Raw genomic sequence first — 25,030 nt, 5'->3', positions numbered from 1 at the left:
GGGCGACGCCGAACTCCGATCGTCCTCGGCTGCGACGCCGCGGGCTACGACGAGGACGGCAACGAGGTCCTCGTACACCCCGTCATCGGTGACCCGGACGCCGGATCGGGCGACGAGACGCCCGACCCGGGCCGTGCCCTGCTGTCGGAGCGGCACGACGGAGCGTTCGCCGAGTACCTCGCCGTCCCCACCCGCAGCCTCGTCCCCACGCCGTCGTGGCTCTCCTTCGACGAGGCCGCCTGTCTGCCCGTCGCCTGGGGCACCGCGTACCGCATGCTCTTCACCAGGCCCGGACCACCGCCGGCGACCGGGCCCTCGTACAGGGCGCGGGCGGCGGGGTCGCCTCCGCGGCGATCAAACTGGCCGTGGCCGCGGGCGCCGTCGTGTACGCCACCAGCCGCAGCGAGGAGAAGCGGGCCCGGGCCCTGGAATGGGGCGCCAATCCGTAGTTGACACCATCCGATCGGGGCTGGCACCGCGAGCCTGGCGAGCGCAGCGCTCTGCTGCGCTCTGATCGGCGGGAAGGGGCCCCGCAGCGGGGACGATGTCGCATCGTCTGATGGTCAGGCTCGACCCGCGTGGCCGTCGAGGGACTTGTGATCCAGCAGCCGGATGGTGCGGTAGCCGAGTTCGAGGGCGCCTTCGCGTTCGAGGTCGCGCAGGACCTTGTTGAGGCTGGAGCGCTGGACTCCGAGCATCGCGGCAAGGACCCGCTGCGGGAGGCGGACGGTACTGGTGGCGGGGTCGGCCTCGCTGAGCAGGAGGCGGGCGGTCTGCTGGGTGAGGGTGGCACCGAGCAGGTCCATGATGCGGGTCTGGGAGCTGGTGGTGCGCGCGGCGACGGAGGTGAGCCAGCGGCGGGCGATGGCGGGGTGGGCACCGAGCAGGCCGTCGAAGGCGGCGGCCGGAATGAAGTAGGTGCCGAGGTCGCCGACGGCGCGTGCGGTGTACGGGGCGGGCATGTCGAGCAGGAGCTGGATGTCGCCGTCGACGTCGCCGGGGTGGAGCAGGGCGACGGCGACGCGGCGAGGGCCGGTGCCGACGGTGAGTTCGGCGGTGCCGTGGCGGATGATCCACACCCCGGTGGAGGGGGTGCCGGCGTGGAACAGGACGGTTCCTGCCTTCAGGGTCTGCGGCTGGAGGTAGCGGGAGAGCGCGGTGAGGTCGTCGGGGTGGAGTGGCGCGCTGTCGCCTCGGCCGACGCAGCGGGCCATCCAGGCTGCTGCCCGCAGGGCCATCGGGTCGGGTGCGCGCAGGCCGAGGATGTCTGGCATGGCGGGCACTGTAGGCGGGTGGGCGGGCGGAATGGCTGAAGACTGTCGGCGAGCCGACAATCCTCCCTCGTCAGGGGGGCCGGCGAGGGCGGTTTCGACGGCACGGCGGAAAATCGGGTAGGCGTGGGTCATGTGACGCAGGGGACGGATCGGCGCCTCGGCCTGGATGGCGACGACCTGGCCGTACAGCATCTCCCCGCCCGCCGGTCCTGCCGTGGTGGCGCCGACGAGGTCACCCCGGTCCGCGTCCTCAACGAGCCTGACGAACCCTTCGTTGCCGGCCTTGTGGGTCCAGCCGCGTGCGGAGCTGGACGGGGTGGCGATGACGATGCCGCGGCGGGCGGTGAGTTCACCGTCGTCGACCGCGACGCGGCCGGGTGCGGTGAGGCGGGCCAGTCCTCGGATGAACCGGCCGCCCCTCGCCGGTGAGTCGGTCAACGGCGACCTGGTCGTTCCGGTCGTCGGTGGCCTCGCAGCGGATTCGAGCGGCGACCGGCGCCCAGTCGGGGGTGACCCGGGAGGTTCCGGCGACGCGGGGGGATGCGGCGGGCCTCGGCGAGGAGGTTTCCGGCACGGATCCTCATCTTGCTGGGGTGCAGCCCCAGTAGGGGCATTCGCCGCCGACGAGTCCCGCTTCGATGCCAATCGCGCCGAGGCCGGCCTCTGCGAGGCGTCCGGCGGCGTGTTCGCCGCCGGACCGAGGCCGATCACGATCACGTCCGCCTGCTGCTGCTCGGTCATCGCGGGTTCCTCCTCGGGTGGGTCTGTCACGCTCCCGACGCCAGGCGGCGGGCCGCCGTGAGCGGCGGACATTGTCGTGTGGCCGACAGTGTCTTCGCGGGTCCGCGGGGTGGGCGAGAAGGCTTGGCAGCGTTCCAGCCCACCCCCAGCGCGGTCGGCACCGGTGTGCCGGCGGCTGCGTGAAGTTCAAAGGAGTACCTCGTGTCCACTCATGCCATCGGTGCCGCCCGGCGGCTCCCGGTCGGCGTCGCCGGGCTGGTGCGCGGCGCCGTCGGCGGCATCGCCGCCGGTATGGCTTTCGCGGGGGCGACGATGTGGTTCACGACCAGCATCGGAAAGCCGGCCGACACGCCGCTGCTGATGATCTCCACGCTGGTCAAGGGCGATGCCGCGATGATGAACGGCACCGCCAGTGTCCCCGTCGGCCTCGTGCTGCACATGGTGCTGTCCATGGCCTTCGGCATGGCGTTCGCCGTGCTCACCGCCCGCGTGCGCACCAACGGCGCACTGGCCCTGGCGGGCCTTGCCTGGGGCGGTGTGCTGTATGTGCTGAACTTCCAGGTCCTGGCCCGGACCGCGTTCCGCACCTTCTCGATGGCGAACCAGCCGTTCGAGTTCGTCGCGCACCTGGTCTTCGGCGTGCTGCTGGCCCTGGCCCTCTACAACACCGGTGCCCGCAAGGGCGAGCACGCGACGGCGAAGCCTCAGCCGGCCGGTTCGATTCCCACAAGAGGCGGGCGGCCCCCGGGCCGGCGGCGGGGATGAACGCGGACAGCGCAGCCCCACCGCCCCCCGGACCGGCTCGCGACACCCAGGAGGTGACCTTCGATGATGCGTGCGACCTGGAATGGAGTCGTCCTCGCCGAGGCCCCGCGCACGGTGGTGGTGGAGGGCAACCACTACTTCCCGCCCGAGGCGCTGAACCGTGCGCTCTTCACCGAGTCGACGACGCGGAGCCTGTGCCCGTGGAAGGGCCTGGCCCGCTACTACACGGTGACCGCCGACGGAGTGGTCAACCCGGACGCCGCCTGGTACTACCCCAGGCCGTCACTCCTCGCCCGGCGGATCAAGAACCACGTCGCGTTCTGGCACGGCGTCCGCATCGAGGGCAGCCAGGAGCCGAAACGGTGAGTACTCCGTACGACCTGGTCGTGATCGGCGGCGGCAGCGCTGGGCTGACCGCGGCCCGGCTCGCCGCCGCCCTCGGCGCCCGCGTCGCCCTCATCGAGCGCGACCGGCTCGGCGGAGACTGCCTGTGGACCGGTTGCGTACCCAGCAAGACCCTGCTCGTTGCCGCCGCGCAGGTGCACGCCGCGCGCCGCGCCGATCGCTACGGCCTCACCGCAGCCACAGGTCCCGCCGACTGGACCGCCGTGGCCACGCGGGTACGGGAGGCGATCGGCCGCATCGAGCCGCACGACTCACCCGAGGCGCTGACCCGCCTCGGCATCGAGGTCATCCGCGGCAAGGCGCGCTTCACCGGGCCGCGCGCCCTCGACGCCGACGACCGGGCGGTCGCCTTCCGCCACGTGCTGATCGCCACCGGCAGCAGCCCGCACCTTCCCGGAGTGCCCGGCCTGACCGAAGTGGGCGGGCTGACCTCGGACACCGTCTGGGACTTGCCCGAGCTGCCGCGCAGACTGCTGGTGATCGGCGGCGGGGCGGTCGGCTGCGAACTCGGCCAGGCGTTCGCCCGCCTCGGATCGAAGGTCACCATCGTCGAAGCCGAACAGCACCTTCTGCCCGCCATGGAGCCGCAGGCAGCGGACCTGCTCCGGCGCCACCTGGTCGCCGAAGGCGTCACGGTCCACACCGGTGCGGTACTGCGGGCGGTGCGACCGGGTGCCGCCGATCTGACCACGGCCGACGGCACCGAGCACACCACCGCCTTCGACCAGGTCCTGGTGGCCACCGGCCGCCGCCCCCGCACCGCTGCCCTCGGCCTCGAAACGGCCGGCGTCCGCACCACCGCCGGCGGTTTCGTTGCCACCGACGCCCGGCTGCGCACGAGCAACCCGCGCGTTTTCGCCGCCGGGGACGTGACCGGGTGGCTGCCGTTCACCCATGTCGCCGGTGTTCAGGCCGCCGACGCGGTCCTGAACGCGCTGCTCGGACTGCGCCGCCGCCCGGACCGCGAGGCGATGCCGTACGCGGTGTTCACCGATCCGGAGATCGCCCAGGTCGGCCCCACCGCCGAGCAGGCCCGCCAACGGTACGGTGACGCCGTACGGACCCGTGTGCTGCCGCACGAGGAGATGGACCGCGCGGTCACCGAGGACGCCGCCGACGGCTTCACCCAGCTCGTCCTGCACCCGAAGGGCCGCATCGTCGGCGCGAGCGTCGTCGGGCCGCGCGCGGGGGAGGCGATCGTCGAACTCGCGCACGCCGTCCGCCTCGGCTGGAGCGCCGGCCGGCTCGCCGCCACCGTCCACCCCTACCCCACCCACGCCGACGGGCCGTGGCTGGCCGCCCTGGCCGAAGTCCGCCACAACCTGACGGCACGCCAGACGACGGTGCGCGCCCTGCTGCGTCTGCGCCGAGGAGTCCTGCGATGATCCTTCGCCTGGTCCTCGGCATCGCCTGCACCGCCATGGCGGCGGGCCAGCTCGCCTCCTGGCCGGACATGCCGCGCATCCTCGCCGCCTACCGGGTCGGCGGGCACGTCTCGATGACCGTCCTGGCCGCAGTCCTCATCGTCGGCGAACTGGCTGCCGGGCTGTGGTTCCTCACCGCGCCGCGCTCGCGTCGCCGCGCACCGGTGTGGATCTACACCGGCGTCTCCATGTTGTGGGCCGCCCTGGCGGCCCAGGCGTTCGCCCGCGCCCTGACCGTCCCGGTGTGCGGGTGCTTCGGCCGCTACCTGCCCCAGCGCCTGTCCTGGATCGTCCTCGCCGAGGACGCCCTGCTCCTGCTGTACGCAGCACTGCTGCTGGGCTCCAGCCGCCCCACCCCGGCCCACCTGCTTCCGGTGCCCACCGATGCCGAAGGAGTCCACCCGCGATGACCGAACATGCTGCCCCCCGGCGGAAGGCGGACCGAGACGAGGTGTTCCTGGAGTACACCAAGAGCATCTGCCCGCTGTGCAAGACCGTGGTCGACGCCCAGGTCAACATCCGCGGCAGCAAAGTGTACCTGCGCAAACGCTGCCGTGAGCACGGCGAGTTCGAGGCCCTCGTCTACGGCGACGCCCAGGCATACCTCGACTCCGCCAGATTCAACAAGCCCGGCACCCTGCCGCTGGTCTTCCAGACCGAGGTCGAGGACGGGTGCCCCACAGACTGCGGGCTGTGCCCCGAACACAAGCAACACGCCTGCCTGGGCATCGTCGAGGTCAACTCCGCCTGCAACCTCGACTGCCCGATCTGCTTCGCCGACTCCGGCCACCAGAACGACAGCTTCTCCCTCACCCTCGACCAGGTCGAAACCATGCTCGACACCTACGTAGCCTCGGAGGGGGAGGCGGAGGTGGTGATGTTCTCCGGCGGCGAGCCCAGCATCCACAAGCACATCCTCGACTTCCTCGACGCCGCCCGCGCCCGCCCGATCCGCAGCGTCGTCCTCAACACCAACGGCATCCGCCTGGCCACCGACGCCCGCTTCGCCCCCGCGCTCGCCGAACGCAGGACCACCGTCTACCTCCAGTTCGACGGCTTCGACCGCGAAACCCACCTCGCCATCCGCGGCAAGGACCTGCGCGACCTCAAGCGGCGCGCCCTGGACGCCTGCGCCGCCGCCGGCGTCACCGTCATGCTCGCCGCCGCCGTCGAACGCGGACTCAACGACCACGAGATCGGCGACATCATCCGCTTCGGCATCCAGCACCCCGCGGTGCGCGGCGTCGTCCTCCAGCCCGTCACCCACGCCGGCCGCCACCTCGAATTCGACCCGCTCAACCGGCTCACCAACTCCGACGTCATCCAGGCCATCGCCACCCAACTGCCCGATTGGCTACGAGCAGACGACTTCTTCCCCGTCCCCTGCTGCTTCCCGACCTGCCGCTCCATCACCTACCTGCTCACCGACGGAGACGACGTCGTCCCGCTGCCCCGGCTGGTCCAGTTGGAGGACTACCTCGACTACGTCACCAACCGCGCCCTGCCCGACACCGGCATCCGCGCCGCGCTGGAGAAGCTGTGGTCCGCCTCCGCCCTCCCCGGCACCGACACCACCGCGTCCCAACTGGAGTGCGCCACCTGCGGCATCGACCTGCCCGAGGCCCTGCGCGAGGCCACCGACAAGGCGTTCATGCTCGTCATCCAGGACTTCCAGGACCCCTACACCCTCAACGTCAAAACGCTCATGAAGTGCTGCGTCGAACAGATCACCCCCGAAGGGCGGCTCATCCCGTTCTGCGCCTACAACTCCGTCGGATACCGCGAACAGGTCCGCGAACAGCTCACCGGCGTCCCCGTTGCCGACGTCGTCCCCAACGCCGCCGAACTCCAGCCCCACACCCAGCCCTCCCCCCACGGCTCCCGGATCGCCACCGGCCCGGCGGCCTCCTCCGAGCACCTGCCCTCGGACGCCACCAACACCGGAAAGCGCCTGCGATGACCGGGCCGAACCCGCCCGAGATCGTGAAGGCGTGCTGCGCCACCGCCTACCAGTCGGACGCCGTCACCGCGATCCTCGGCGACAGCTACCACCCCGGCGGCCTGGCCCTCAGCCAGCACCTGGGCCGAACTCTCCGCCTGCGCCCGGGCATGCGGGTCCTGGACGTGGCCGCGGGCCCCGGCAGCACCGCGCTCCTGTTCGCCGCGGAGTTCGGCTGCGAGGTCGTCGGCGTCGACCTCGGCGAGCGGAACACCGCCAGGGCCCGGGAGGCCGCGCGGCAGGCGGGGCTGGCTGACCTGGTCGCCTTTCGTGTCGGCGACGCCGAGCAGCTTCCTTTCGACGATGCCTCGTTCGACGCGGTGGTGTGCGAGTGCGCGCTGTGCACGTTCCCCGACAAACCGACCGCCGCCCGCGAACTCGCCCGCGTCCTGCGCCCCGGCGGCCGGGCCGGCATCACCGACATCACCGTCACCCCGGGCGCCCTGCCGCGCGAACTCACCGACCTGGCCGGCTGGATCGCCTGCCTCGCCGACGCCCGCTCCCTCGAACAGTACGCCGACCTGCTCACCGCGGCCGGCCTCCAGACCACCGCCATCGAACGGCACGACGACGCGCTGCGGCGCATGGTCGAACAGATCGACGCCCGCCTGCGCGCCTACCGGATGACCACTCGGGGCGCTCTCGCGTTGTCCGGGGTGGACACCGACCGCGCCCTGGCCCTGGCCGCCCAGGCCCAGCGCGTGGTCCGAGACGGCGCCGCCGGATACGCCCTGCTCATCGCCGACAAGCCCGCGGAGACACCGAAATCATGAACCGCACTGGGATCGTCCTCTACTGGCGGCCCGGCTGCCCGTACCGCACCTGGCTACGGCGCGGGCTCCGCGCCGAGGGCCTGACCTTCACCGAGACCGACATGTCCGCGACACCGAGGGGAGCGACCCGTACCAGTGGCTGGCCGCCGCCGCGCATGACATCTCCGACGATCTTCACACCTGCGCCCGCCACCACGGCTGCGACCTCATCGTCATCGGCCGCCACGGCGAGGACAGCCGGCTGCGCACCACGCAATCAGCCCGGTCGCCCGTGCCCTCACCCAGGACACCCGCCTCCCCGTACTCCTGGTGAGCCCGCCCGGGGCCGGCGAGCAGCAGGACGAAGGAGGCATGAGATGATCCGCCGGCCGGGACAGGCCACGCCTCCGTCAGCACGCAGCGGCGGAGTAGCGAGCGTGTCGGCCCGCGTGCTGGGTCTCGAGCCGTTGAATGAGCCAGCAGACCGGTCCCACCAGGACCGCCCACAGCACTATTGTCCCCAGCGCGTTGGTGAGTGCACCGACCATGCCCGCAGGGATCGCACAGAGGGCGGCGCCGATGGCCTGCTTGCCGCGGGTCACCAGGGCGGGGGGCAGCCCGCGCAGGGCATGACGACGGGCTCGCAGTGCCGCGACGCCGCCCGCGTGGGCACCGAAGATGCCGACACTGAGCAGTGCCAGGGCCAGGGCGGCGACGTAGACCGGTTCGTCCACCGGGGTGTCGTTCGTCTGTTGGGTCACCCCGTCCCTGCTGACCGCCGTCGCGTAGTCACGCCACAGCGTCACGCTCACCGCATCACCGCGATGGAGATGCTTGAGCAGCGGCTCCGGGCTTGCCATGTCCACTTCGGACGGGACGGATCGTGGACCGGCGAGTTCGAGGGTGTACTCCGAGGTCCTGGTCCCTTCGCGGATCACCGTCCCCCGCACGGTTGCCGGCACGGAGCGCAGGCAGTCGCTCGACGACGACCCCGCCGGGCAAGGGCCGGCGGCGAGGAAGGACCGCTCGTCGTCCGTGAACGACGGCACCGAGGCCAGGGCGGCGGCCGAGGCCAGGACGACTGCGACCCCGAGCAGCGCGGTGAACGTGCCCCAGGTGCGATGCCAGACGGTGCGAAGCCACAGGGTGCGGGGGGACAGCCGGAAGGCGTGGCCGATGCGCTGCATATCAGCGCACGCTCAGCCGTGACACACCGGTGAAGACGACCAGCGCCACCAGCAGCCCTGCCTCGACGGCCACCGTGTCCGCGGTCAGACGGTCATGGCCCAGGTGCAGCGCGTCGGTCAGGAGGAACGCGGTACCGCAGCCGAGGAGGGCCGCCAGGGCACCCGCGGCCCAGTGACGGTGTCGCGTCCAGAACCACTGGGCGAGGAACATGACCACCGGCGCACCCACCGGCACGCCCGGCTCGTCCGACGCGGCCAGAACGAGGAATGCCAGGCCGCAGACCACCCAGCACACCAACAACACCAGCATGGTCTCGCGCCACGTCACGGACCGGGCTTCGTTCACCGCACGCACCCCGCATCTCATCTGCCCGGTTCATTCAGCCACGCCGTGTCCTGCCGCGGAATGCCTCGCATCGGCATGGAACAGATCCGCAACGCTGCCAGAGCACGGCAGGCGGCAGCGACTCGCGATCGCTGGGACGGACGCCGTCGCCAGGGCCCACGTCACGCGGTTGCGGTCTGGCATACCTGGGCACCCAAACGCGTCCGGCACCGCAGCGGCCGATGGGGCATCCGGGTCCGGGGAGTCGCGATGCTGGTGATCTGGGCCGGCGGGCTGATCCCCTTTGGCATCGGGTGGGCAAGTGTCCTGCCACAACTGCCCGCAGACGGTCAGACTGCGGAATGGCCCACCACCGCGCATCGGGCCTGCGGCACGCCCGGCCGCCCTCCCGCGAGCGGTCGAAGGGCGGGAGGCAACGCACGACGGCCAGTCGCCCACCCAACACCGGGGAATGCGCTGCTTCCGCAGCTCAGCGGACCCTTCCTCGCGGTTTGAGAGGCACGGAGGGCAGCACGGGGGCCGGCAGCGGGTCCCCGTCGTACCCTTTCACCTCGCCGAACCGCGTGCCCGTCATCCAGTCCGCACGGGCCTGTTCGATCTCTTCCTGGGTCCGCCCGATGAAGTTCCAGAACATGATCAGTTCCTCCTCGAACGGCTCGCCGCCCAGGAGCATCAGTCCCGCGTCCGACTCGGCGCGCAGCGGGAGTTCGCGGCGTCCGCAGCCGAGATAGAGCATCGAGCCCGGCAGGACCGGTACGCCGTCGACGTGGACCTCGCCGGACATCGACAGAACCGCGTACTCGAAGTCCGCCTCCAGCGGCAGTCGTACGGTCGCCCCGCGTGCCAGGGCGAGGTCGGCGCCCACGATCGGCGTGTACGCCGTACCGGGCGAGGCCGCGCCGTCGATCTCCCCCAGGATCAGCGTGGCCTTCAGGCCGGGCGCGTCGAGCACGGGCAGTTCCGGGTGGTACTCGAAGCGCGGGGCCGTGTGGCGGTGGGCGTCCGGCAGGGCCACCCACAGCTGCGCGCCGTGCAGGAGGCGGGCGTGCGGCTTCGGGCTCTCCTCGGAGTGGCTGATCGCCCGGCCCGAGGTCATCAGGCCCAGCTGGCGCGGCCGGACGGTCTGGAGACTGCCCGTCGAGTCGCGGTGCAGCACCTCCCCCTCGTGCAGCCAGCTCACCGTCTGCAGCCCCGTGTGCGGGTGCGGCGGCACCTGCATGCCCGGCTCGTCCGCGATGTCGTCCGGCCCGTAGTGATCGACGAAGCACCAGGCGCCGACCATGCGGCGGCCCAGGTTGGGCAGCAGCCGGCGGACCTCGGTGGACTCGCCGAGCGGGACCCTGCGGGGGCTGAGGAGCTCGCGCACCGGCTCCGCCACCACGAACCCGCGGCCACCGCACACGGCGGGTACCGCCTCGCGATCAAGATTGCTCATGGCGCCCAACCTAGCCCCGAGGGGGTGCCCGCGTCAGGCTCTCCGCCCGCCGTCGGGAGGCTCTTGAATCGGACGTGTCACCGGGTAGGGCGCGCGGGCGTACGCCTGGACCGGTCGGCCGTCCCCGAAAATAGTAGCCATGGCTATAGTAGCCATGTACAGTATGGGTCATGAGTACGGCACCCGAGGGCGCGACGCCCGGTTTCCTCGTCTGGCGACTGTCGATGAAGTGGCGCGTGGCGGTCGACCGGGCGGTGGCACCCCTGGGCCTGACCCATGCGCAGTACGCGCTGGTCGCGACGCTGTTCGGCATGCACAGCGCCGGCCGGCGCCCCAGCCAGCGCCAGCTGGCCGACCACACGGGGCTGGAGGCGCTCTACGTCTCCAAGCTCGCCCGCGCCCTGGAGACGGCCGGTCTCGTGGACCGGACCCGCGACCCCGTGGACCCGAGGGCCGTGCGCCTCTCACTCACCGCGCGCGGGCTGGAGGTCGCGCGGCAGGCGATCCAGGTGGTCCAGCGGCTGCACGAGCAGTTCCTCCGGCCGCTGGGCGGGCTCGACAGCACCCCCACCGAGGAGTTCCGGCGCGCCCTGCGCACCCTGCTCGACGCACCGCTCGACCCGTCCGCCGCCGGCAGCGGGACCGGCGGCACGGGCACCCCGGGCAACGACACCCAAGAGGAGCAGCCGTGACCCACCCCACCCCCACCCTCGACAGCCGGCTCGTGGGCCTCACCCACTACGCGAGCCGCACCCTGCTGGAGCGCCTGCTCGCCCGTACCGGCACCACGTTCGACCAGTCGGTGGCGCTACGGGCGCTCGCGGACCACGGCGGGACCCTGGAGCACACCGCGCTCGTGGCCCGCCTGAGGGACGGGCTCAAGATCGGCGACGAGGCGGTGGCCCGGACGGCCGTCGACACGCTGATCGCAGAAGGACTGCTTGAGATCGCGCAGGAGCGGGTGTCGTTGACGGACCGCGGCCGGGACCTGTCCGACGGCATCCAGGCCGGCGCCCGGGAGATCGCCTCCCGGCTGTACGCGGGCATCCCGCAAGAGGACCTGGAGACGGCCGGCCGCGTCCTGACGCTGGTGCTGGAGCGCGCGAACGCCGACCTGGCAGCGGCCTGACAGCCACACCCAGCACACCTGGGCGACCCAACCCCACGAATGGCTCGATCAACCCGATCAAGAAGGTGGAGCGGCCTGACCCGCGGGCGCCGCCGGGACCCCGGCGGCCGTGGAATCTCCACCCGCTCGCCTCCGTTGTGTGCGACGGAAGGAGGTCTCCAGTGGAGACGGGGTACTACGGCCACGGGACGCCCGCGGAGCGCTGGGAGCGTGCGCGGATGTTCTTCGACGCCAAGGACCACTACGCGGCTGCACAGGTCCTGGACGGGCTGGTGGACGAGGTTCCGTACCAGACCGGGCCCAGGCTGCCGCTGGCGCGCGCGTACTATCACTCGGCCCAGCTGCGCCGCGCCGAGGCCGAGTTGCGCACCATCGTGGAGCGGGACCCGGTGGAGGGGTACGCCAGGCTGCTGCTGGGGCGCACCCTGCAGCGTCAGGGGCGCGACGCCGAGGCACAGCCGCATCTGCGGCTGGCGTCGGCGCTGGCGGGTGAGTTCACGGAGGTGTGATCCCCGAGGGCCGGCGGCGGGCCGCGATCGGCCTGCCATACGGGGGAGACGGCTTGCGACGGAGCGGTCAGGACGAGTCGCCCCGGACCATGACGAGCTCGACGAAAAGGCGGCGTCCGTACGGATGCGGCACGCTGTCGGCACACTCCGGTCCCGACACCGCGCCCCGGCCTGAGGCGCGGGCCGGGCACGGCGATCGAGTCCCGCCGGGCGAAGGGCGCGGTGCACAGCCGCATCCACCGGACCTCGGTGCGCAGACGGCGGACCACGCCGCCCGAGTCCTCGCATCAGCCGGACACCCCGGCCCGGTCCCCCGGCAGGCGGCCGCCCGCGTTCGACGAGCAGCGGGCACGTGATCCGTGGCCGGGCGCCGCTCGGCCGGTGTTCCGCGGCAGGCGGTGCCGACCGGTACCGAGCGGTGCTCCCCGGTCACCCCCGGTAGGCCTCCAGCAGCCGCAGCCACACCTCGCTGATCGTCGGATACGACGGCACCGCGTGCCACAGCCGGGAGACCGGGACCTCCCCGGCGACGGCGACGCTCGCGGAGTGGATCAGTTCCCCGACACCGGGGCCGACGAACGTGACGCCCAGCAGGATCTCGCTGTCGAGGTCGACGATCATGCGGGCGTGGCCGCGGTAGCCGTCGGCGTACAGACCGGCGCCGGCGACCGAGGACAGGTCGACGTCCACGGCGCGGACCCGGCGGCCTGCCCGCTCGGCCTCCGCCAGGGAGAGGCCCACGGCCGCGGCCTCCGGGTCGGTGAACACCACCTGCGGGACGGCCGCGTGGTCCGCGGTCGCGGCGTGGGCGCCCCAGGGGTCCGTCTCCAGGAGCGGCACCCCCGCCGCCCGGGCCGCGATCGCCTCACCCGCTATGCGCGCCTGGTACTTGCCCTGGTGGGTGAGGAGCGCACGGTGGTTGACGTCACCGACCCCGTACAGCCACTCGCTGCCCCTCACCCTGAGTGTGTCGTCGACCGACAGCCAGGACCCTGGTTCCAGACCGACCGTGTCCAGGCCGATGTCGTCCGTGCGGGGCGCCCGGCCCGTGGCGAAGAGGATCTCGTCCGCCTCCAGGCGGTCACCGGAGCCCGTGACGGCCACGACGGTGCCGCCCTCGCGCCGCACCGACTCCACGGACGTGCCCAGGCGGACGTCCGTGCCCGCCTCCGTGAGCGTCCGGGCGACCAGTTCACCGGCGAAGGGCTCCATACGGGACAGCAGGCCCTTGCCGCGGACCAGGACGGTGACCCGGGAGCCGAGGGCCTGCCAGACCGTGGCCATCTCGGTGGCCACCACACCGCCGCCCACGACGATCAGACGGCCCGGAACGGACTGTGCGCTCGTCGCCTCACGGCTCGTCCACGGGTTCACCTCGGCGAGCCCCGGCAGTCCGGGCAGTTGCGCGCGGCTGCCGGTGCACACCGCCACCGCGTGGCGTGCGGTGAGCACCCGGTGCTCTCCCTCGGGGCCGGTCACCGTGACGGTGCGCGGTCCGGCCAGGCGCCCGTGCCCCCGGTACAAATCGGCCCCGATGCCCTCCAGCCAGGCGACCTGGCCGTCGTCCCGCCAGTTCGACGCCTCGTGGTCCCGGTGGGCCAGGACGGCCGGCACGTCGAGGGCGCCCTGCACCAGGTGGGACAGGCCCGGGACACGGCGGGCGTCCGCCCGGGCGATCACCGGGCGCAGCAGTGCCTTACTGGGCATGCACGCCCAGTAGGAGCACTCGCCGCCGACCCGCTCGCTCTCCACGACCGCGGTGGACAGACCGGCCGCGCGGGTACGGTCGGCGACGTTCTCGCCCACGGGCCCGGCGCCGAGCACCACGACGTCATAGGCAATGGATTCCGTTTCCGTCATGGGGTCAGTCTGGTGGCTGGTGTGCGCGGGGGCCACACGGGTATGTGCGCGGAATAGGCGGCCGTGCGTCACGGTTGTGCAAGGCGGCTCAGCCCACACACCAGGAAGAGAGATACATGCCATGAGCAGCACCGTGGAGCTCACCAAGGACAACTTCGACCAGACGGTCACGGACAACGACTTCGTCCTGATCGACTTCTGGGCGTCCTGGTGCGGGCCGTGCCGTCAGTTCGCGCCGGTCTACGAGAAGGCCGCCAAGGAGAACCCGGACCTGGTGTTCGGCAAGGTGGACACCGAGGCGCAACCCGAGCTGGCCGCCGCCTTCGGTATCCGGTCGATCCCGACGCTGATGATCGTCCGGGAGCGGGTCGCCGTGTTCGCGCAGCCGGGCGCCCTGCCCCAGGCCGCCCTGGAGGACGTCATCGGACAGGCCCGCAAGCTGGACATGGACGAGGTCCGCAAGGCGGTCGCCGAGCAGCAGGCGCAGGCCGGGCCGAACGGCGAGTGATCCCGGGGAGGCCCGGCCTCCCCCCAGGGTGGACACGGCGGCGGGGCCGCGGCCCCGCCCCGTCAACTGGATTCGCGGTGCACGATCCGCGCGCCGAACACCTCGTGTGCCTCGGGCGCGCCCGCGGGATCGCGGACCACGCGGTCGACCAGTTCGGCGAGGTCGCGTCCGGACGGCAGGTCGATGTGGACCGTGCTCAGCCGCGGCCGCAGCAGCCGGCCGAGTGTCAGGTCGTCGGCGCCGACCACGGCTGTGTCGTCCGGAACCGCGATGCCCTCGTCCTGCAAGGCTCGCATCAGCAGCATCGCGTACTCGTCGTTGTACGCGAAGACGGCGTCCAGGCCGAGGGAGCGCCAGCGCGCGGCGAGCCGCGCGGCGTCCTCCTCCGTGTAGGCCAGCGGCAGTTCGGCGACGGTCGCGTCGGTGTCCCGCGCGGCGTGCCGTACGCCTTCGAGCCGGGGCCTGGAGAAGAACTCCAGACCGGGTTCCCGCGGTACGACGACACCGACCCGGCGGCGGCCCCGGGCCAGCAGGTGCGCCCCGGCGCTGTGCCCGACCCGGTGGTGGTCCATGAGGAGCGCGTGGGCGCCATCGACGCGTTCGGGGCCCAGGGTGACGACGGCGCGGGCGCCGGAGCGCTTGAGGACGTGCACGCCCTGCGGGCCGAGGCCGCCGCCGGGCACCAGGACCGCGACCGGCCGCAGTTCGGCCCAGGCGCGGGCGGCCTCGTCGCCGCGCAGGCCGATGCTGCCGTACTGCACGACGGTGTAGTCGAGACGGCCCAGGGCCCACTGCAGTTCGTTGATGAACTGACTGTAGAGCGGGCCCATCGGCACGTTCGGCGCGGGCATCAGCACCATGCGGCTGTGTCCGGCGCGCAGGCTGCGCGCGGCGGCGTGCGGAACGTAGCCGAGTTCCTCGGCGGCGTCGTGGACGCGGCGGCGTGTGGCCTCGCTGATGCGCACGGCGCTGGTGTTGTTGAGGACGTACGAGACGGTCGCGCGCGAAACACCGGCCAGGCGTGCCACATCGGCACTCGTCGGCGCGGCGGAGGGTGCGGGCGACGGGGGGACGGACTCTTTCCGTATCTGCACCATGACGTCCCGCATCTTTGCAGAGCGACCGCGGCGGTCGGCCCCCCGGGGGTACCGACCCGGCCTGAACTACCCGCTGCCGGTGGGAAGTTGCGCGTTCCGTACCGGATCACCGGCCCGCAGGTCACCGTTCGGTGGGACGATGTGCCCGCGCCGCTGCACATGAACGGCTGGAACACCGACCGGTCCGTGATCGCCGCCTGCCCGTACGCATGGCGTGCCGCCGCGGCCGGAGAAGGTGACCGTGGAGGAGGACAAGCGGTGAGCCCCTGCCGCCGAGGCGCCGGGGTTCGGGCCAAACGGGGCCGCGTACCGCCCCGCGCCCCCGTCCGGCCCGGTGCACCGTCCGTCGGCGGTCATGCGGTCCTGCCCTCGTCGACGCGCTCGCCCTCGGCCTGCGACGGCTCGGTCCTGGGGACGTCCGGGTGCTGCTCCCCTGCCGTGCGCTCGGCGGGTTCGTCGCGCTCGCCCTCGGCCTGGGAGGGCGTGTGGGAGTACAGCCAGGAGTCGTAGTACGAGGCTCCGGTCTTCATGGTGGGCCTCCCTTGGTCGCTCATCTCCCATGGTCCTCCCCCGGCCTCGACGGGGCGAGATCTGCCGGTGTTGCGCCTCGCGGACGGGTGCCGCCCGGATCAGGACCGGGAGCGGGCCGCCGCCCGCGTCACTGGCCCCTCCAGATGTTGTCGAAGGCCGCCTTCTCGATCGCGCGCCGCTGCCGCACGGCCGTCAGCTCCGTGACCGCGTCGTCGACGGCGGCCAGCACGGTCGCCGCCGCGTCGTCGGTCGTGCCCTGGAGGTCTCCGGCCGGCTTCTCCCGGATTCCGACGGCCGTCCCGAGGGCGGCGAGCAGGGGTTCCCCCGCGGCCCAGCGGTCCGCCGCCCGCCGGCGTGCGGGGGAATCGACCAGCGCCGCCTCCCCGGTCCAGGCGGGCAGCCACCGGCGGTGCTGCCGGGCGAGCAGCCCCTCCTCCTCGAAGGCGGCGAGATAGGCCGCGGACAGTCCACGCCCCCTGCGCCACAGCCAGTCCTCGACCGACTCGTACGGCGTCTGCCGGACGAGCGACGACGCGGCCTCGCGCAGCAGGCGGTCGTCGGTCACGGGCGGATCGCCCGGGACGATGAACTCGCCGTCCAGGAAGAGGGCCCGGGCGTCCATGAGGTCGATCAGTTCGGCGCCGGCGAGCGACAGGGACAGGTCGCCCTGTTCGACGGGACCGCCCTGGGCGGTGTCCATGGCGACGATCAGCAGGTCTCGTGCAATGGTCATGCGTGGCTCACTTCCGGTGCATCGAGGACGGCACGTCGCTGCGCGGGCGCCTCACCAGCCCGACGGTAACCCGGCACCGGCGGTGCGGGCCGCACAAGGCGGGGGTTCCGCCCGTACCGCCTCTGCGGCCCGTACTCCGGGGCCGGCCGGCAGGAGGGCCTGGTGGTGATCTCACCCAGCCGCTCCAGCCGACGGGGACCGGGCCGGCCGATCGTGCTGGAGGACGTTTCCCTCCCGTGCCTCCCGCGGCCGGTCGCCCCGGCCGGGCCGGACGGTGCTCTGGCCTTCGACCGGGAGGGGGCTTCGGCCATCGGACGGCGGCCGCCACGGATGCGCCTGGGCGAGCACGCGGACCACGACCCCGTCATAGAACGCCCGACCGGGTTCACCGCGTCCAGGCCCAGCACGTCCGGGAACCGGAACACGCCGGCTCGCACCAGGTCGAGGGCGGGCACCCGCCGGCCACGGGCGAGAAGGGGCGCCACCGCGTCCCGGGTGGTGGCGTCCTCGCCGAGCGCGTGCAACGGCACGAGCGACAGACCGTGCCGCGGCGGCCGAGCGGCGTTCACCGGCAGAACCGTTCAACGGCCGGTGCGGCGCCCCGAGCTGACGGGGCCCCACCAAACACCGACCCGCGCGAAGCGCGCCCGTGGCGGGCCTCTACCGTGGGCGCGTGACTGCCTTCACCGAAGAAGAGATCCCCGGCCGCTCCGGCCCCTGTGCGACCACCGAGGCCGGCCCCCGTGAGGTGGGCCGGGTGCGGACCGAGTACTCCCCGGCACACGACGGCGACCCCGACCCGGGGGAGATCGTCTGGACGTGGGTGCCGTTCGAGGAGAACGACGGGCGCGGCAAGGACCGTCCGGTGCTCGTGGTCGCCCGTGAGGCGGCGGGCACGCTGCTCGCGGTGCAGCTGTCCAGCAAGCGGCACGACGGCGACCACGACTGGGTGCCGGTGGGCAGCGGGCCCTGGGACCGGTCGGGACGCGACTCGTGGGTGGCCGTGGACCGCGTCCTGCGGCTGCACGAGGACGGCATGCGGCGCGAGGCGTGCGCGCTGGACCGGATGCGGTTCAACCTCGTGGTGCACCGGCTGCGGGAGCGCTACGGCTGGAACTGAGGGCCGGGGTCACGGGGTGCCCGCCTGGTCGAAGACACATTCGAACACGGTCCGTGTGGCGGCACTCGGCGTGCGGTCCAGCACGGCGAAGACGATCTCCTCGAAGTGCCCCGTGAAGCGCCCCCCGGCCAGCAGGTCGTGGAACGCCCCGGCCACCTGCGCCGGGTCGTTCCGGAACACCCCGCAGCCCCAGGCGCCCAGCACCAGCCGCCGGTAGCCGCAGGCGGCCGCCGTCTCCAGGACGCGCTCGGCGCGGGTGGCCAGGGCGCGCGGCAGTTCACCCGCGCGCTCCGGGGCCCTTTGCAGCACCACGCCCGCGTTCGGCGCGGCGGCGGTCAGGAAGCCGGTCTCGTACGGCGTATCGAGCAGGCGCCCGCGGTCGTCGCGGAAGACGGGCACCGCGGGCGAGTGGATGACGCGGTCCGAGTAGAACGGGTCGCGGTGCGCCCGGTGATGGTCGTAGAACTCCCTCACCTCGCGGACGCACGCGTACAGCGCCGAGGCCCGGCACAGGGCCTCCTCCTGGGCCTGCGCCCCGTTCAGGTATCCGCCGCCGGGGTTTCGCGCCGAGGCGAAGTTCAGCACGGCCACCGGGTCCGCGGACCGCCCGGTGAGGCGCCGGGCCGCCTCCAGGCTGGATTCCCCGGTGACCTCGACGAGGGTGGCGACCGGACCGGTCCGCGGTGCGGCCACCGGCTCCGGCCCGAACATGCGGGTGCCGGAGCGGGCGGCCTCGACCGCCGCGGCGATGGTCGCAGTTCGCCCGTTCGGCGTACGGTAGGACCCCGCCACGACGATCTCCTCCGTCTGCTGCGCGATCCCGCGCAGCCGCGCGCTCACGGCGCCACCCCCGTGGGCGCCGCGACCGCGGCGTGCGCGGCCTCCCCCGGCGCGCCGCCGGTCTCCCCCGTCGTGCTCATGAACGCATGGTGGGCGATGCTGGTCGTGCGCCGCAACGGAGTTTTCCCGGCACGGAGAGCGACCCGTTCCCGTCCCGGAAGACAGGAAGCATCCGTCCGACGCGTCCCGCTGTGCGCCCTTGTGTGATTCCGTTCGAGGGTCTTGAGTGGGACGAGCGATACCGACCCGGCACACCGACGCCGGGTCGGTGACATGGTGGAATCTCAGGAGGATCCCGACATGTCCGATTCGGTACGCGACGGCGCGGAGCAGCACTCCGCCGTCACCGAGGCCGAGGTGGAGGCACTGGTCCGCGGCATCTGCTTCAAGACCGGGCCACCCCGCTGCCTGGGCGTCGAAGTGGAATGGTTCGTCCATGAGCTGAGCAGCCCGCGGCTGCCCGTACCACCCGAACGTCTCCGAACGGCCTACGCCGCGCTGCGGACCCTGCCCCTGCGGTCGGCCCTCACCGTCGAACCCGGCGGCCAGCTGGAGCTCAGTTCCCCTCCGGCGGCCTCCCTGATGGAGTGCATAGGGTCCGTCTCCGCCGACCTCGCCGCGGTCCGCGCCCTGTTGCGCGAGGCGGGCCTCGGCCTCAGCGGCCACGGCCACGATCCCTGGAACCCCCCACGCCGCTTTCTCCGTGAGCCGCGCTACGACGCCATGGAGTGCTGCCTCGACCGCACGGGTCCCGAGGGGCGGTCCATGATGTGCTCCTCCGCCTCCGTCCAGGTCTGCCTGGACGCCGGACACGAGGAGCCGGGCCCGCTGGGACTCGGCCGGCGCTGGTGGCTGGCGCACCACCTCGGTGCGGTGCTGGTCGCCGCGTTCGCGCACTCCCCGCTGGCCCGGGGCCGGCCCACGGGCTGGCGCTCGACACGGCAGTCCCTGTGGACCGCCATGGACCCGGGGCGCAGCAGTGCCCCGCCCCTGGGCGGTGATCCGCGCGCGTCCTGGGCCCGGCATGTGATGGACGCGCCGGTGATGTGCGTACGGAACGCGGCCGGCCCCTGGCGCGTGCCCGACGGCATGAGCTTCCGGGAGTGGACGCGGTCCGCCGACCCGCCGGACCGCAGCGATCTCGACTATCACCTCACCACCCTGTTCCCCCCGGTCCGGCCCCGCGGCCATCTCGAACTCCGCATGATCGACGCCCAGCCGGGCGACGACGGGTGGATCGTGCCGCTCGCCGTGACGACGGCGCTCTTCGACGACCCCGAGGCGGCCGAGATCGCCTACCGCACCGTCAAACCCCTCGCGGAACGGTCGGGTTCGCTGCCGCCACCGTGCAATCCGCTGTGGGTCGCCGCCGCCCGGGACGGTCTGACCGATCCCGAGCTGCACGAGGTCGCGGTCGCCTGTTTCGCGATCGCCGCCGAGGCCCTGCCCAGGATCGGCGCCACCTCCCTGGTCCGGGGCGCCGTCGCGGAGTTCACCGAGCGCTATGTGGCCCGGGGCCGCTGCCCCGCCGACGACCTGCTGTTCCGCTTTCACGAGAAGGACATCCCCACATGACCGACGACCGGTCGCCCCTCGACCCAGAAGCGCTCCGGGAGCGCGCGCTGGACGTGCTGACCACGGCCCGCGAGCGCACCGCGCTCCTGACCACCTGCGTCGACGACCGCGACCTCATGGCTCAGCATTCCCCGCTGATGTCACCGCTGGTCTGGGACCTCGCGCACATCGGCAACCAGGAGGAGTTGTGGCTGCTGCGCGCGGTCGCCGGCCGCGATGCCATGCGGCCCGAGATCGACGGACTGTACGACGCCTTCGAGCACCCGCGCGCCGAACGGCCCTCACTGCCACTGCTGCCGCCCGACGAGGCCCGCCGTTACGCCGCCGAGGTCCGCGGCCGAGCCCTGGACGTGCTGGAGGGCGCGTCGCTGCAGGGCGGGCGGCTCACGGAGGCGGGATTCGCCTTCGGCATGATCGCCCAGCACGAACAGCAGCACGACGAAACGATGCTGATCACGCATCAGCTGCGCAAGGGGCCGCAGGCGCTGACCGCCCCCGATCCGGCGCCCGCACCGCCGTACCACGGCCCGTCCGAAGTCCTCGTCCCCGGCGGCCCGTTCACCATGGGCACGTCCACCGAGCCGTGGGCGCTGGACAACGAACGGCCGGCGCACCGGCGGCTGGTCCCGGCCTTCCACATCGACACGACGCCGGTGACCAACGCCGCCTACCAGGCCTTCATCGACGACGGCGGCTACGGGGACGAGCGCTGGTGGACCCCTGAGGGCTGGGCCCACATCCGCGCGAACGGCCTCAAGGCCCCGCTGTTCTGGCGCCGCGAGGGCGGGCAGTGGCTGCGCCGGCGCTTCGGCGTCACCGAGGTCGTACCACCCGACGAGCCCGTCCTGCACGTGTGCTGGTACGAGGCGGACGCGTACGCGCGCTGGGCGGGGCGCCGGCTGCCCACCGAGACCGAGTGGGAGAAGGCGGCGCGCCACGACCCGGCGACGGGCCGTTCCCGGCGCTACCCGTGGGGCGACGCCGACCCGGCGCCGGAGCACGCCAACCTCGGGCAGCGGCATCTGCGCCCGGCGCCGGCGGGCAGCTACCCGGCCGGCGCCTCACCGCTGGGCGTACGCCAGCTGATCGGCGACGTGTGGGAGTGGACGTCGAGCGACTTCCTGCCGTACCCGGGGTTCACCGCGTTCCCGTACAAGGAGTACTCGGAGGTGTTCTTCGGGCCGGAGTACAAGGTGCTGCGGGGCGGTTCGTTCGCCGTGGACCCGGTGGCCTGCCGGGGCACGTTCCGCAACTGGGACTATCCGGTCCGGCGGCAGATCTTCTCCGGGTTCCGCACCGCGAGGGACGCCTGATGTGCCGTCACCTTGCCTTCCTGGGGCCGGCCGAGCGGCTCGGCCGGCTCCTCGTGGAGCCCGAGCACGGTCTGTACCGGCAGTCCTGGGCACCGCGCAGACAGCGGTACGGCACCGTCAACGCCGACGGGTTCGGGGTGGGCTGGTACGCGGAGGAGGACCCGGTGCCGGCCCGCTACCGCCGGGCCGGGCCGATCTGGGGCGACCCGGCCTTCGCGGACCTCGCGCGGGTGGTGCGCTCGCGGGCCGTGCTCGCCGCGGTCCGCAGCGCCACCGTGCCGGGCCCGGACGGGGAGGCGGCGGCCGCGCCGTTCACCGCGGACCGCTGGCTGTTCAGCCACAACGGGGCCGTGTCCGGATGGCCCCGGACGGCGGCCCCGCTCGTGCGGACCCTGCCCGCGGCGGACCTGCTGTCTCTTCAGGCGCAGTGCGACGCGGCTTTCGTGTGGGCGCTGGTGCTCCACCGGCTGCGCCGCGGCGACGACCCGGGCCGGGCGCTGGCCGACACGGTCCTGGAGATCGACGAGGCCGCCCCGGGCTCCCGGCTCAACCTGCTGCTCACCGACGGCGAGACGATCACGGCGACCACGTGGGGCGACACCCTCTGGTACCTCGCCTGGCCCGGCCGACTCCCCCGAGGCCCCGGCTCCGCCCGGCCGGAGGGGACCGGCATCGTCGTGGCCTCCGAACCGTACGACGACGACCCGCGCTGGCGTGAGGTACCCGACCTCACGCTGCTCGCGGCCGACCGCACCGAGGTCCTGCTGACGCCGCTCAAGGACCTGCGCACCGACCTGGCATCCGCACCGTCCGAGGAGCCCTGCACGTGAGCCCGTTCCGTGTGACCCGCACCCTTCCCGAGGACGCCACCGGCGCCGCGCTGCGCGCCGATGTGCTGCACGGCCTCACCCGCACACCCAAGACGCTGCCGCCGAAGTGGTTCTACGACGCTCACGGCAGCGACCTGTTCGACAAGATCACCGAGTTGCCGGAGTACTATCCCACCCGCGCCGAACGCGAGATCCTGGCCGTCCGCTCCGGCCGGATCGCAGCCGCCACCGGCGCGCGCACGCTGGTCGAACTGGGCTCCGGCTCGTCCGAGAAGACCCGGTACCTGCTGGACGCGCTGAGCGGGCTGCACACCTACGTGCCCGTCGACGTCAGCGACAGCGCGCTGACCCGGGCGGGGCAGGCGCTGGTCGCCGAGCGGCCGGGCCTGGAGGTCCACGCGCTCATCGCCGACTTCACCACCGCTCTCACCCTTCCCGGGACGCCCGGTCCGCGGCTGGTCGCCTTCCTGGGCGGCACGATCGGCAACCTGGTGCCCGCGGAGCGTGCGGCGTTCCTGGCGTCCGTACGGTCGCTGCTCGCGCCCGGGGACGCGCTGCTGCTCGGCACCGACCTGGTGAAGGACGAGTCGGTGCTGGTGGCGGCGTACGACGACGCGGCGGGGGTGACCGCCGAGTTCAACAAGAACGTGCTGACCGTCGTCAACCGTGAGCTGGGCGCCGACTTCGACGTCGACGCGTTCACTCATGTGGCCCTGTGGGACCCCGGGAACGAGTGGATCGAGATGCGGCTGCGGGCGCGCGCGGCGCAGACCGTGAAGATTCCCGCACTCGACCTGACGGTGGACTTCGCGGCGGGCGAGGAACTGCGCACCGAGGTGTCGACGAAGTTCCGCGAGAACGGCATCCGGCGTGAACTGGCCGCTGCCTCGCTGGAGTTGACCCACTGGTGGACCGACGCGGAGGGGAGGTTCGCGCTGTCGCTGAGCATGGCCCGCTGACGACGGCGCGCGGTCATCCGCCGGCGAGTATCCGGGTGATGCGGCGGGAGGCGCGGACCGCCTCGGCCGCCGGGTCCGCCCCCCTGCAGCACCTTGGTCATCCAGGTCTTGATCGGGTTGTCCGCCTCGACGTCCGCCCAGGCGGGCGAGGAGGGCGTCGCCCGGCCCTGTGCGGCGCCCGCCGCCATGGCCGCGACGCCCTCCTCGCCCGCGACCGCCCCGGCCAGGGTCGTCTTGTCGGGCACGCAGTCCATGGTGCGGGCCAGGTCGGTCTGCCAGGTGGTGCCGGTGAGCGCGGCGACGACGGCGATGGCGTCACGGCGGTCGTCCGTGTTCTCGGCGACCACGAGCTCGCAGCCGCCGGTGAACACGGCGCCGGGCCGGGCGGCCGTCTTGCCCGGCATGGGGAAGTACCCCAGGCGGTCACTGAGTCCGGGGTTCCGCCGCACGATCGCCTGCGCGAGCCCGGGCACGGCGACGATCTGGGCGGCCTGCCCCGGGCGAACACCCCGGCCTGCGGCGGGTGTTCCTCGTCGGCGTCCACGGGAGCGGCGCCCAGCGCCTGCAGCCGCTTGTAGAAGTCCATGCCGCGCAGCGCGGCCGGCGGCTGCAGCCTGCCCTCCCAGCCTCCTGCCGAGGACTGCCTGGCGAGGTCGCCGCCCTCGTCCCAGATGAATCCGGACAGGGTGTACCAGTCCTGGCCCGCCAGGTAGATGCCCTGCACTCCACGGGTGTTGAGCTTCGCCGTGTCCGCGAGCCACCGGGCGCGTGTCCTCGGCGGCCCGGTGATGCCGGCGCGGGCGAAGAGGTCCTTGCGGTAGATGACGACACGGTTGGCGGCGTACCAGGGGATGCCGTGCTGGTGCCCGGCGAAACCGCCCGGCTGGGCGAGCCCCGGCAGCCAGTCGCCCATCCCCCAGTCGCGCATCGACTCCAGGGTCAGGTCGAGCAGCCCGCCATCGTCCGCGTACTGCGCGACCTGGGTGCTGCCCACCTCGATGACGTCGGGGCCGCCGCCGTCGGTCCGCCGGAGCGCCGCCTGGATCTTCGCGCCTGTCCCGGTCCGCTCCTGGATGCGGATGTCGAGCCGGAGGTCTTTGTGGGTGCGTTCGAAGGCATGGGTGAACCGGTCGAGGAAGGCGGCGGAGGCACTGTCCTTCATCAGCCGCACCGTCACGGTCCGGCGCTGTTCGCTCCGGCCGCCGGGCAGGACCCCGCACGCGCTGAGGAGGAAGGCGGACACACATGCGAGGGCGAGGAGGCGACGTCTCACGGAGGGTCCTGTTCTGCCTTGCGGACAAGGGACGGGGGCCCGGCGTGAGGGGACGAGCGCAGTGCTCGTACGGGTGCTCCGGATTTTGGTATGGACCAATACGGAGGTCGAGGGGCGGTCCCATGTCTCGCGGTCCGCCGCCCCGTGCGGCACGGTGGAGTGAGGGGGCACACCTGCCGCGGAGAGGAGTCCCCGCATGACCGACCACACCTACCGGGTCACCGAGATCGTCGGCAGCTCACCGGAGGGCATCGACCAGGCGATCCGCAACGGCATCGACCGCGCCTCGCAGACCCTGCGCCACCTGGACTGGTTCGAGGTCAGCCAGGTCAGGGGGCGAATCGAGAACGGACGGATCGAGCACTACCAGGTGTGCCTGAAGGTGGGCTTCCGCCTGGAGGACTCCGACCAGTGAGAGCTGACGC

Annotated in this window: 26 protein-coding genes and 2 pseudogenes; 17 read left to right on the top strand and 11 right to left on the bottom strand. The window is 72.8% G+C overall.

Going from position 1 to position 25,030, the window contains the following annotated elements; genetic code table 11:
• Nucleotides 1-9 precede the first annotated feature (9 nt).
• Nucleotides 10-440 (top strand): annotated as a pseudogene (locus tag ACFSL4_RS33725) (MDR/zinc-dependent alcohol dehydrogenase-like family protein); the annotation flags it as partial.
• 123 nt (nt 441-563) lie between these two features.
• On the opposite strand, the gene ACFSL4_RS33720 reads toward ACFSL4_RS33725, so the two are convergent.
• A complete protein-coding gene (locus ACFSL4_RS33720) occupies nt 564-1,712 on the bottom strand; it encodes a cyclic nucleotide-binding domain-containing protein (RefSeq protein WP_381091430.1) in 1,149 nt (382 codons plus the stop codon).
• Between the two features lie 504 nt (nt 1,713-2,216).
• Here ACFSL4_RS33720 and ACFSL4_RS33715 point away from each other — a divergent pair.
• The 6 genes from ACFSL4_RS33715 (at nt 2,217) to ACFSL4_RS33690 (ending at nt 7,381) form a co-directional block, all read left to right on the top strand.
• Nucleotides 2,217-2,780, top strand: coding sequence for a hypothetical protein (locus ACFSL4_RS33715; protein ID WP_381091428.1), 564 nt, complete (start codon nt 2,217-2,219; stop codon nt 2,778-2,780).
• A 63-nt stretch (nt 2,781-2,843) separates the two neighbouring features.
• Nucleotides 2,844-3,146 carry a DUF427 domain-containing protein gene (locus tag ACFSL4_RS33710; protein ID WP_381091426.1) on the top strand — a complete coding sequence of 101 codons (303 nt, stop codon included), beginning with the start codon at nt 2,844-2,846 and terminating at the stop codon, nt 3,144-3,146.
• Entirely contained in the window at nt 3,143-4,570 is a 1,428-nt protein-coding gene (locus tag ACFSL4_RS33705) for a dihydrolipoyl dehydrogenase family protein (RefSeq protein WP_381091424.1), read from the top strand. The genes ACFSL4_RS33710 and ACFSL4_RS33705 overlap by 4 nt, the downstream gene beginning before the upstream one ends.
• Nucleotides 4,567-5,019: a MauE/DoxX family redox-associated membrane protein gene (locus ACFSL4_RS33700; RefSeq protein ID WP_381091422.1), complete on the top strand. Its 453-nt coding sequence runs from the start codon at nt 4,567-4,569 to the stop codon at nt 5,017-5,019. The genes ACFSL4_RS33705 and ACFSL4_RS33700 overlap by 4 nt, the downstream gene beginning before the upstream one ends.
• Complete coding sequence (locus ACFSL4_RS33695) at nt 5,016-6,569, top strand: radical SAM protein (RefSeq protein ID WP_381091420.1); 1,554 nt, start codon at nt 5,016-5,018, stop codon at nt 6,567-6,569. The genes ACFSL4_RS33700 and ACFSL4_RS33695 overlap by 4 nt, the downstream gene beginning before the upstream one ends.
• Complete coding sequence (locus ACFSL4_RS33690; RefSeq protein ID WP_381091418.1) at nt 6,566-7,381, top strand: class I SAM-dependent methyltransferase; 816 nt, start codon at nt 6,566-6,568, stop codon at nt 7,379-7,381. The genes ACFSL4_RS33695 and ACFSL4_RS33690 overlap by 4 nt, the downstream gene beginning before the upstream one ends.
• Nucleotides 7,382-7,400: 19 nt before the next feature.
• On the opposite strand, the gene ACFSL4_RS33685 is transcribed toward ACFSL4_RS33690, so the two are convergent.
• From ACFSL4_RS33685 to ACFSL4_RS33670, 4 genes are all read right to left on the bottom strand, one after another.
• Nucleotides 7,401-7,607: a hypothetical protein gene (locus ACFSL4_RS33685; RefSeq protein ID WP_381091416.1), complete on the bottom strand. Its 207-nt coding sequence runs from the start codon at nt 7,605-7,607 to the stop codon at nt 7,401-7,403.
• 163 nt (nt 7,608-7,770) lie between these two features.
• A complete protein-coding gene (locus ACFSL4_RS33680; RefSeq protein ID WP_381091414.1) occupies nt 7,771-8,547 on the bottom strand; it encodes a hypothetical protein in 777 nt (258 codons plus the stop codon).
• A gap of 1 nt (nt 8,548) precedes the next feature.
• Nucleotides 8,549-8,893, bottom strand: a complete 345-nt coding sequence (locus ACFSL4_RS33675) for a hypothetical protein (protein WP_381091412.1) — start codon at nt 8,891-8,893, stop codon at nt 8,549-8,551.
• 469 nt (nt 8,894-9,362) lie between these two features.
• On the bottom strand, nt 9,363-10,328 hold the full coding sequence (locus ACFSL4_RS33670; protein ID WP_381091411.1) for a pirin family protein: 966 nt from the start codon (nt 10,326-10,328) through the stop codon (nt 9,363-9,365).
• A gap of 170 nt (nt 10,329-10,498) precedes the next feature.
• On the opposite strand from ACFSL4_RS33670, the gene ACFSL4_RS33665 reads away from it, so the two are divergent.
• The 3 genes from ACFSL4_RS33665 (at nt 10,499) to ACFSL4_RS33655 (ending at nt 11,966) form a co-directional block, all read left to right on the top strand.
• Nucleotides 10,499-11,020: a MarR family winged helix-turn-helix transcriptional regulator gene (locus ACFSL4_RS33665; RefSeq protein WP_381091409.1), complete on the top strand. Its 522-nt coding sequence runs from the start codon at nt 10,499-10,501 to the stop codon at nt 11,018-11,020.
• Complete coding sequence (locus ACFSL4_RS33660; RefSeq protein WP_381091408.1) at nt 11,017-11,457, top strand: MarR family transcriptional regulator; 441 nt, start codon at nt 11,017-11,019, stop codon at nt 11,455-11,457. The genes ACFSL4_RS33665 and ACFSL4_RS33660 overlap by 4 nt, the downstream gene beginning before the upstream one ends.
• Before the next feature lie 161 nt (nt 11,458-11,618).
• Nucleotides 11,619-11,966, top strand: a complete 348-nt coding sequence (locus tag ACFSL4_RS33655) for a tetratricopeptide repeat protein (protein ID WP_381091406.1) — start codon at nt 11,619-11,621, stop codon at nt 11,964-11,966.
• A 429-nt stretch (nt 11,967-12,395) separates the two neighbouring features.
• On the opposite strand, the gene ACFSL4_RS33650 is transcribed toward ACFSL4_RS33655, so the two are convergent.
• Nucleotides 12,396-13,826, bottom strand: a complete 1,431-nt coding sequence (locus ACFSL4_RS33650) for a dihydrolipoyl dehydrogenase family protein (protein WP_381091404.1) — start codon at nt 13,824-13,826, stop codon at nt 12,396-12,398.
• Nucleotides 13,827-13,947: 121 nt separating this feature from the next.
• On the opposite strand from ACFSL4_RS33650, the gene trxA reads away from it, so the two are divergent.
• Nucleotides 13,948-14,334, top strand: coding sequence for a thioredoxin (gene trxA, locus ACFSL4_RS33645; RefSeq protein ID WP_381091402.1), 387 nt, complete (start codon nt 13,948-13,950; stop codon nt 14,332-14,334).
• 62 nt (nt 14,335-14,396) lie between these two features.
• On the opposite strand, the gene ACFSL4_RS33640 is transcribed toward trxA, so the two are convergent.
• From ACFSL4_RS33640 to ACFSL4_RS33630, 3 genes are all read right to left on the bottom strand, one after another.
• The gene (locus tag ACFSL4_RS33640) at nt 14,397-15,431 is read right to left on the bottom strand and encodes a LacI family DNA-binding transcriptional regulator (protein WP_381091400.1); all 1,035 of its coding nucleotides are present in this window, start codon (nt 15,429-15,431) and stop codon (nt 14,397-14,399) included.
• A gap of 353 nt (nt 15,432-15,784) precedes the next feature.
• Nucleotides 15,785-15,961: a hypothetical protein gene (locus tag ACFSL4_RS33635; protein ID WP_381091398.1), complete on the bottom strand. Its 177-nt coding sequence runs from the start codon at nt 15,959-15,961 to the stop codon at nt 15,785-15,787.
• Between the two features lie 128 nt (nt 15,962-16,089).
• Nucleotides 16,090-16,695, bottom strand: a complete 606-nt coding sequence (locus tag ACFSL4_RS33630) for a GOLPH3/VPS74 family protein (RefSeq protein WP_381091397.1) — start codon at nt 16,693-16,695, stop codon at nt 16,090-16,092.
• Nucleotides 16,696-17,368: 673 nt separating this feature from the next.
• Here ACFSL4_RS33630 and ACFSL4_RS33625 point away from each other — a divergent pair.
• Nucleotides 17,369-17,815, top strand: a complete 447-nt coding sequence (locus ACFSL4_RS33625; RefSeq protein ID WP_381091395.1) for a type II toxin-antitoxin system PemK/MazF family toxin — start codon at nt 17,369-17,371, stop codon at nt 17,813-17,815.
• Nucleotides 17,816-17,824: 9 nt separating this feature from the next.
• On the opposite strand, the gene ACFSL4_RS33620 is transcribed toward ACFSL4_RS33625, so the two are convergent.
• Nucleotides 17,825-18,655, bottom strand: coding sequence for a TIGR02452 family protein (locus ACFSL4_RS33620; RefSeq protein WP_381091393.1), 831 nt, complete (start codon nt 18,653-18,655; stop codon nt 17,825-17,827).
• Between the two features lie 300 nt (nt 18,656-18,955).
• Here ACFSL4_RS33620 and egtA point away from each other — a divergent pair, with 300 nt between their 5' ends.
• The 4 genes from egtA to egtD are packed head-to-tail and all read left to right on the top strand — an operon-like array spanning nt 18,956 to nt 23,332.
• On the top strand, nt 18,956-20,230 hold the full coding sequence (gene egtA / locus ACFSL4_RS33615; protein WP_381091391.1) for an ergothioneine biosynthesis glutamate--cysteine ligase EgtA: 1,275 nt from the start codon (nt 18,956-18,958) through the stop codon (nt 20,228-20,230).
• Entirely contained in the window at nt 20,227-21,543 is a 1,317-nt protein-coding gene (egtB, locus tag ACFSL4_RS33610) for an ergothioneine biosynthesis protein EgtB (protein WP_381091389.1), read from the top strand. Before egtA ends, egtB begins: the two co-directional genes overlap by 4 nt.
• On the top strand, nt 21,543-22,373 hold the full coding sequence (egtC, locus tag ACFSL4_RS33605) for an ergothioneine biosynthesis protein EgtC (RefSeq protein WP_381091388.1): 831 nt from the start codon (nt 21,543-21,545) through the stop codon (nt 22,371-22,373). The genes egtB and egtC overlap by 1 nt, the downstream gene beginning before the upstream one ends.
• The gene (gene egtD, locus ACFSL4_RS33600; protein ID WP_381091386.1) at nt 22,370-23,332 is read left to right on the top strand and encodes an L-histidine N(alpha)-methyltransferase; all 963 of its coding nucleotides are present in this window, start codon (nt 22,370-22,372) and stop codon (nt 23,330-23,332) included. The genes egtC and egtD overlap by 4 nt, the downstream gene beginning before the upstream one ends.
• Nucleotides 23,333-23,345: 13 nt before the next feature.
• On the opposite strand, the pseudogene ACFSL4_RS33595 reads toward egtD, so the two are convergent.
• A pseudogene (locus tag ACFSL4_RS33595) lies at nt 23,346-24,605 on the bottom strand (extracellular solute-binding protein).
• Nucleotides 24,606-24,801: 196 nt separating this feature from the next.
• Here ACFSL4_RS33595 and ACFSL4_RS33590 point away from each other — a divergent pair.
• The gene (locus ACFSL4_RS33590) at nt 24,802-25,020 is read left to right on the top strand and encodes a dodecin (RefSeq protein WP_381091384.1); all 219 of its coding nucleotides are present in this window, start codon (nt 24,802-24,804) and stop codon (nt 25,018-25,020) included.
• The last annotated feature ends 10 nt before the right edge of the window (nt 25,021-25,030 follow it).

This window comes from Streptomyces caeni (genome assembly GCF_042678285.1).
Lineage (GTDB): Bacteria > Actinomycetota > Actinomycetes > Streptomycetales > Streptomycetaceae > Streptomyces > Streptomyces caeni.
Note: the sequence above shows the minus strand (reverse complement) of the source record. Positions and strands in the feature narration are given on the sequence as shown.

Bases quoted from the DNA above. Each gene is read 5' to 3' on its own strand.
- ACFSL4_RS33590 (WP_381091384.1), top strand. From the start codon at position 24,802: ATGACCGACCACACCTACCGGGTCACCGAGATCGTCGGCAGCTCACCG.
- egtA (WP_381091391.1), top strand. From the start codon at position 18,956: ATGTCCGATTCGGTACGCGACGGCGCGGAGCAGCACTCCGCCGTCACC.
- egtC (WP_381091388.1), top strand. From the start codon at position 21,543: ATGTGCCGTCACCTTGCCTTCCTGGGGCCGGCCGAGCGGCTCGGCCGG.
- ACFSL4_RS33650 (WP_381091404.1), bottom strand. From the start codon at position 13,826: ATGACGGAAACGGAATCCATTGCCTATGACGTCGTGGTGCTCGGCGCC.
- ACFSL4_RS33695 (WP_381091420.1), top strand. From the start codon at position 5,016: ATGACCGAACATGCTGCCCCCCGGCGGAAGGCGGACCGAGACGAGGTG.
- ACFSL4_RS33680 (WP_381091414.1), bottom strand. From the start codon at position 8,547: ATGCAGCGCATCGGCCACGCCTTCCGGCTGTCCCCCCGCACCCTGTGG.
- ACFSL4_RS33700 (WP_381091422.1), top strand. From the start codon at position 4,567: ATGATCCTTCGCCTGGTCCTCGGCATCGCCTGCACCGCCATGGCGGCG.
- ACFSL4_RS33630 (WP_381091397.1), bottom strand. From the start codon at position 16,695: ATGACCATTGCACGAGACCTGCTGATCGTCGCCATGGACACCGCCCAG.
- ACFSL4_RS33640 (WP_381091400.1), bottom strand. From the start codon at position 15,431: ATGGTGCAGATACGGAAAGAGTCCGTCCCCCCGTCGCCCGCACCCTCC.
- trxA (WP_381091402.1), top strand. From the start codon at position 13,948: ATGAGCAGCACCGTGGAGCTCACCAAGGACAACTTCGACCAGACGGTC.
- ACFSL4_RS33635 (WP_381091398.1), bottom strand. From the start codon at position 15,961: ATGAAGACCGGAGCCTCGTACTACGACTCCTGGCTGTACTCCCACACG.
- ACFSL4_RS33670 (WP_381091411.1), bottom strand. From the start codon at position 10,328: ATGAGCAATCTTGATCGCGAGGCGGTACCCGCCGTGTGCGGTGGCCGC.
- ACFSL4_RS33710 (WP_381091426.1), top strand. From the start codon at position 2,844: ATGATGCGTGCGACCTGGAATGGAGTCGTCCTCGCCGAGGCCCCGCGC.
- egtB (WP_381091389.1), top strand. From the start codon at position 20,227: ATGACCGACGACCGGTCGCCCCTCGACCCAGAAGCGCTCCGGGAGCGC.
- ACFSL4_RS33665 (WP_381091409.1), top strand. From the start codon at position 10,499: ATGAGTACGGCACCCGAGGGCGCGACGCCCGGTTTCCTCGTCTGGCGA.
- ACFSL4_RS33690 (WP_381091418.1), top strand. From the start codon at position 6,566: ATGACCGGGCCGAACCCGCCCGAGATCGTGAAGGCGTGCTGCGCCACC.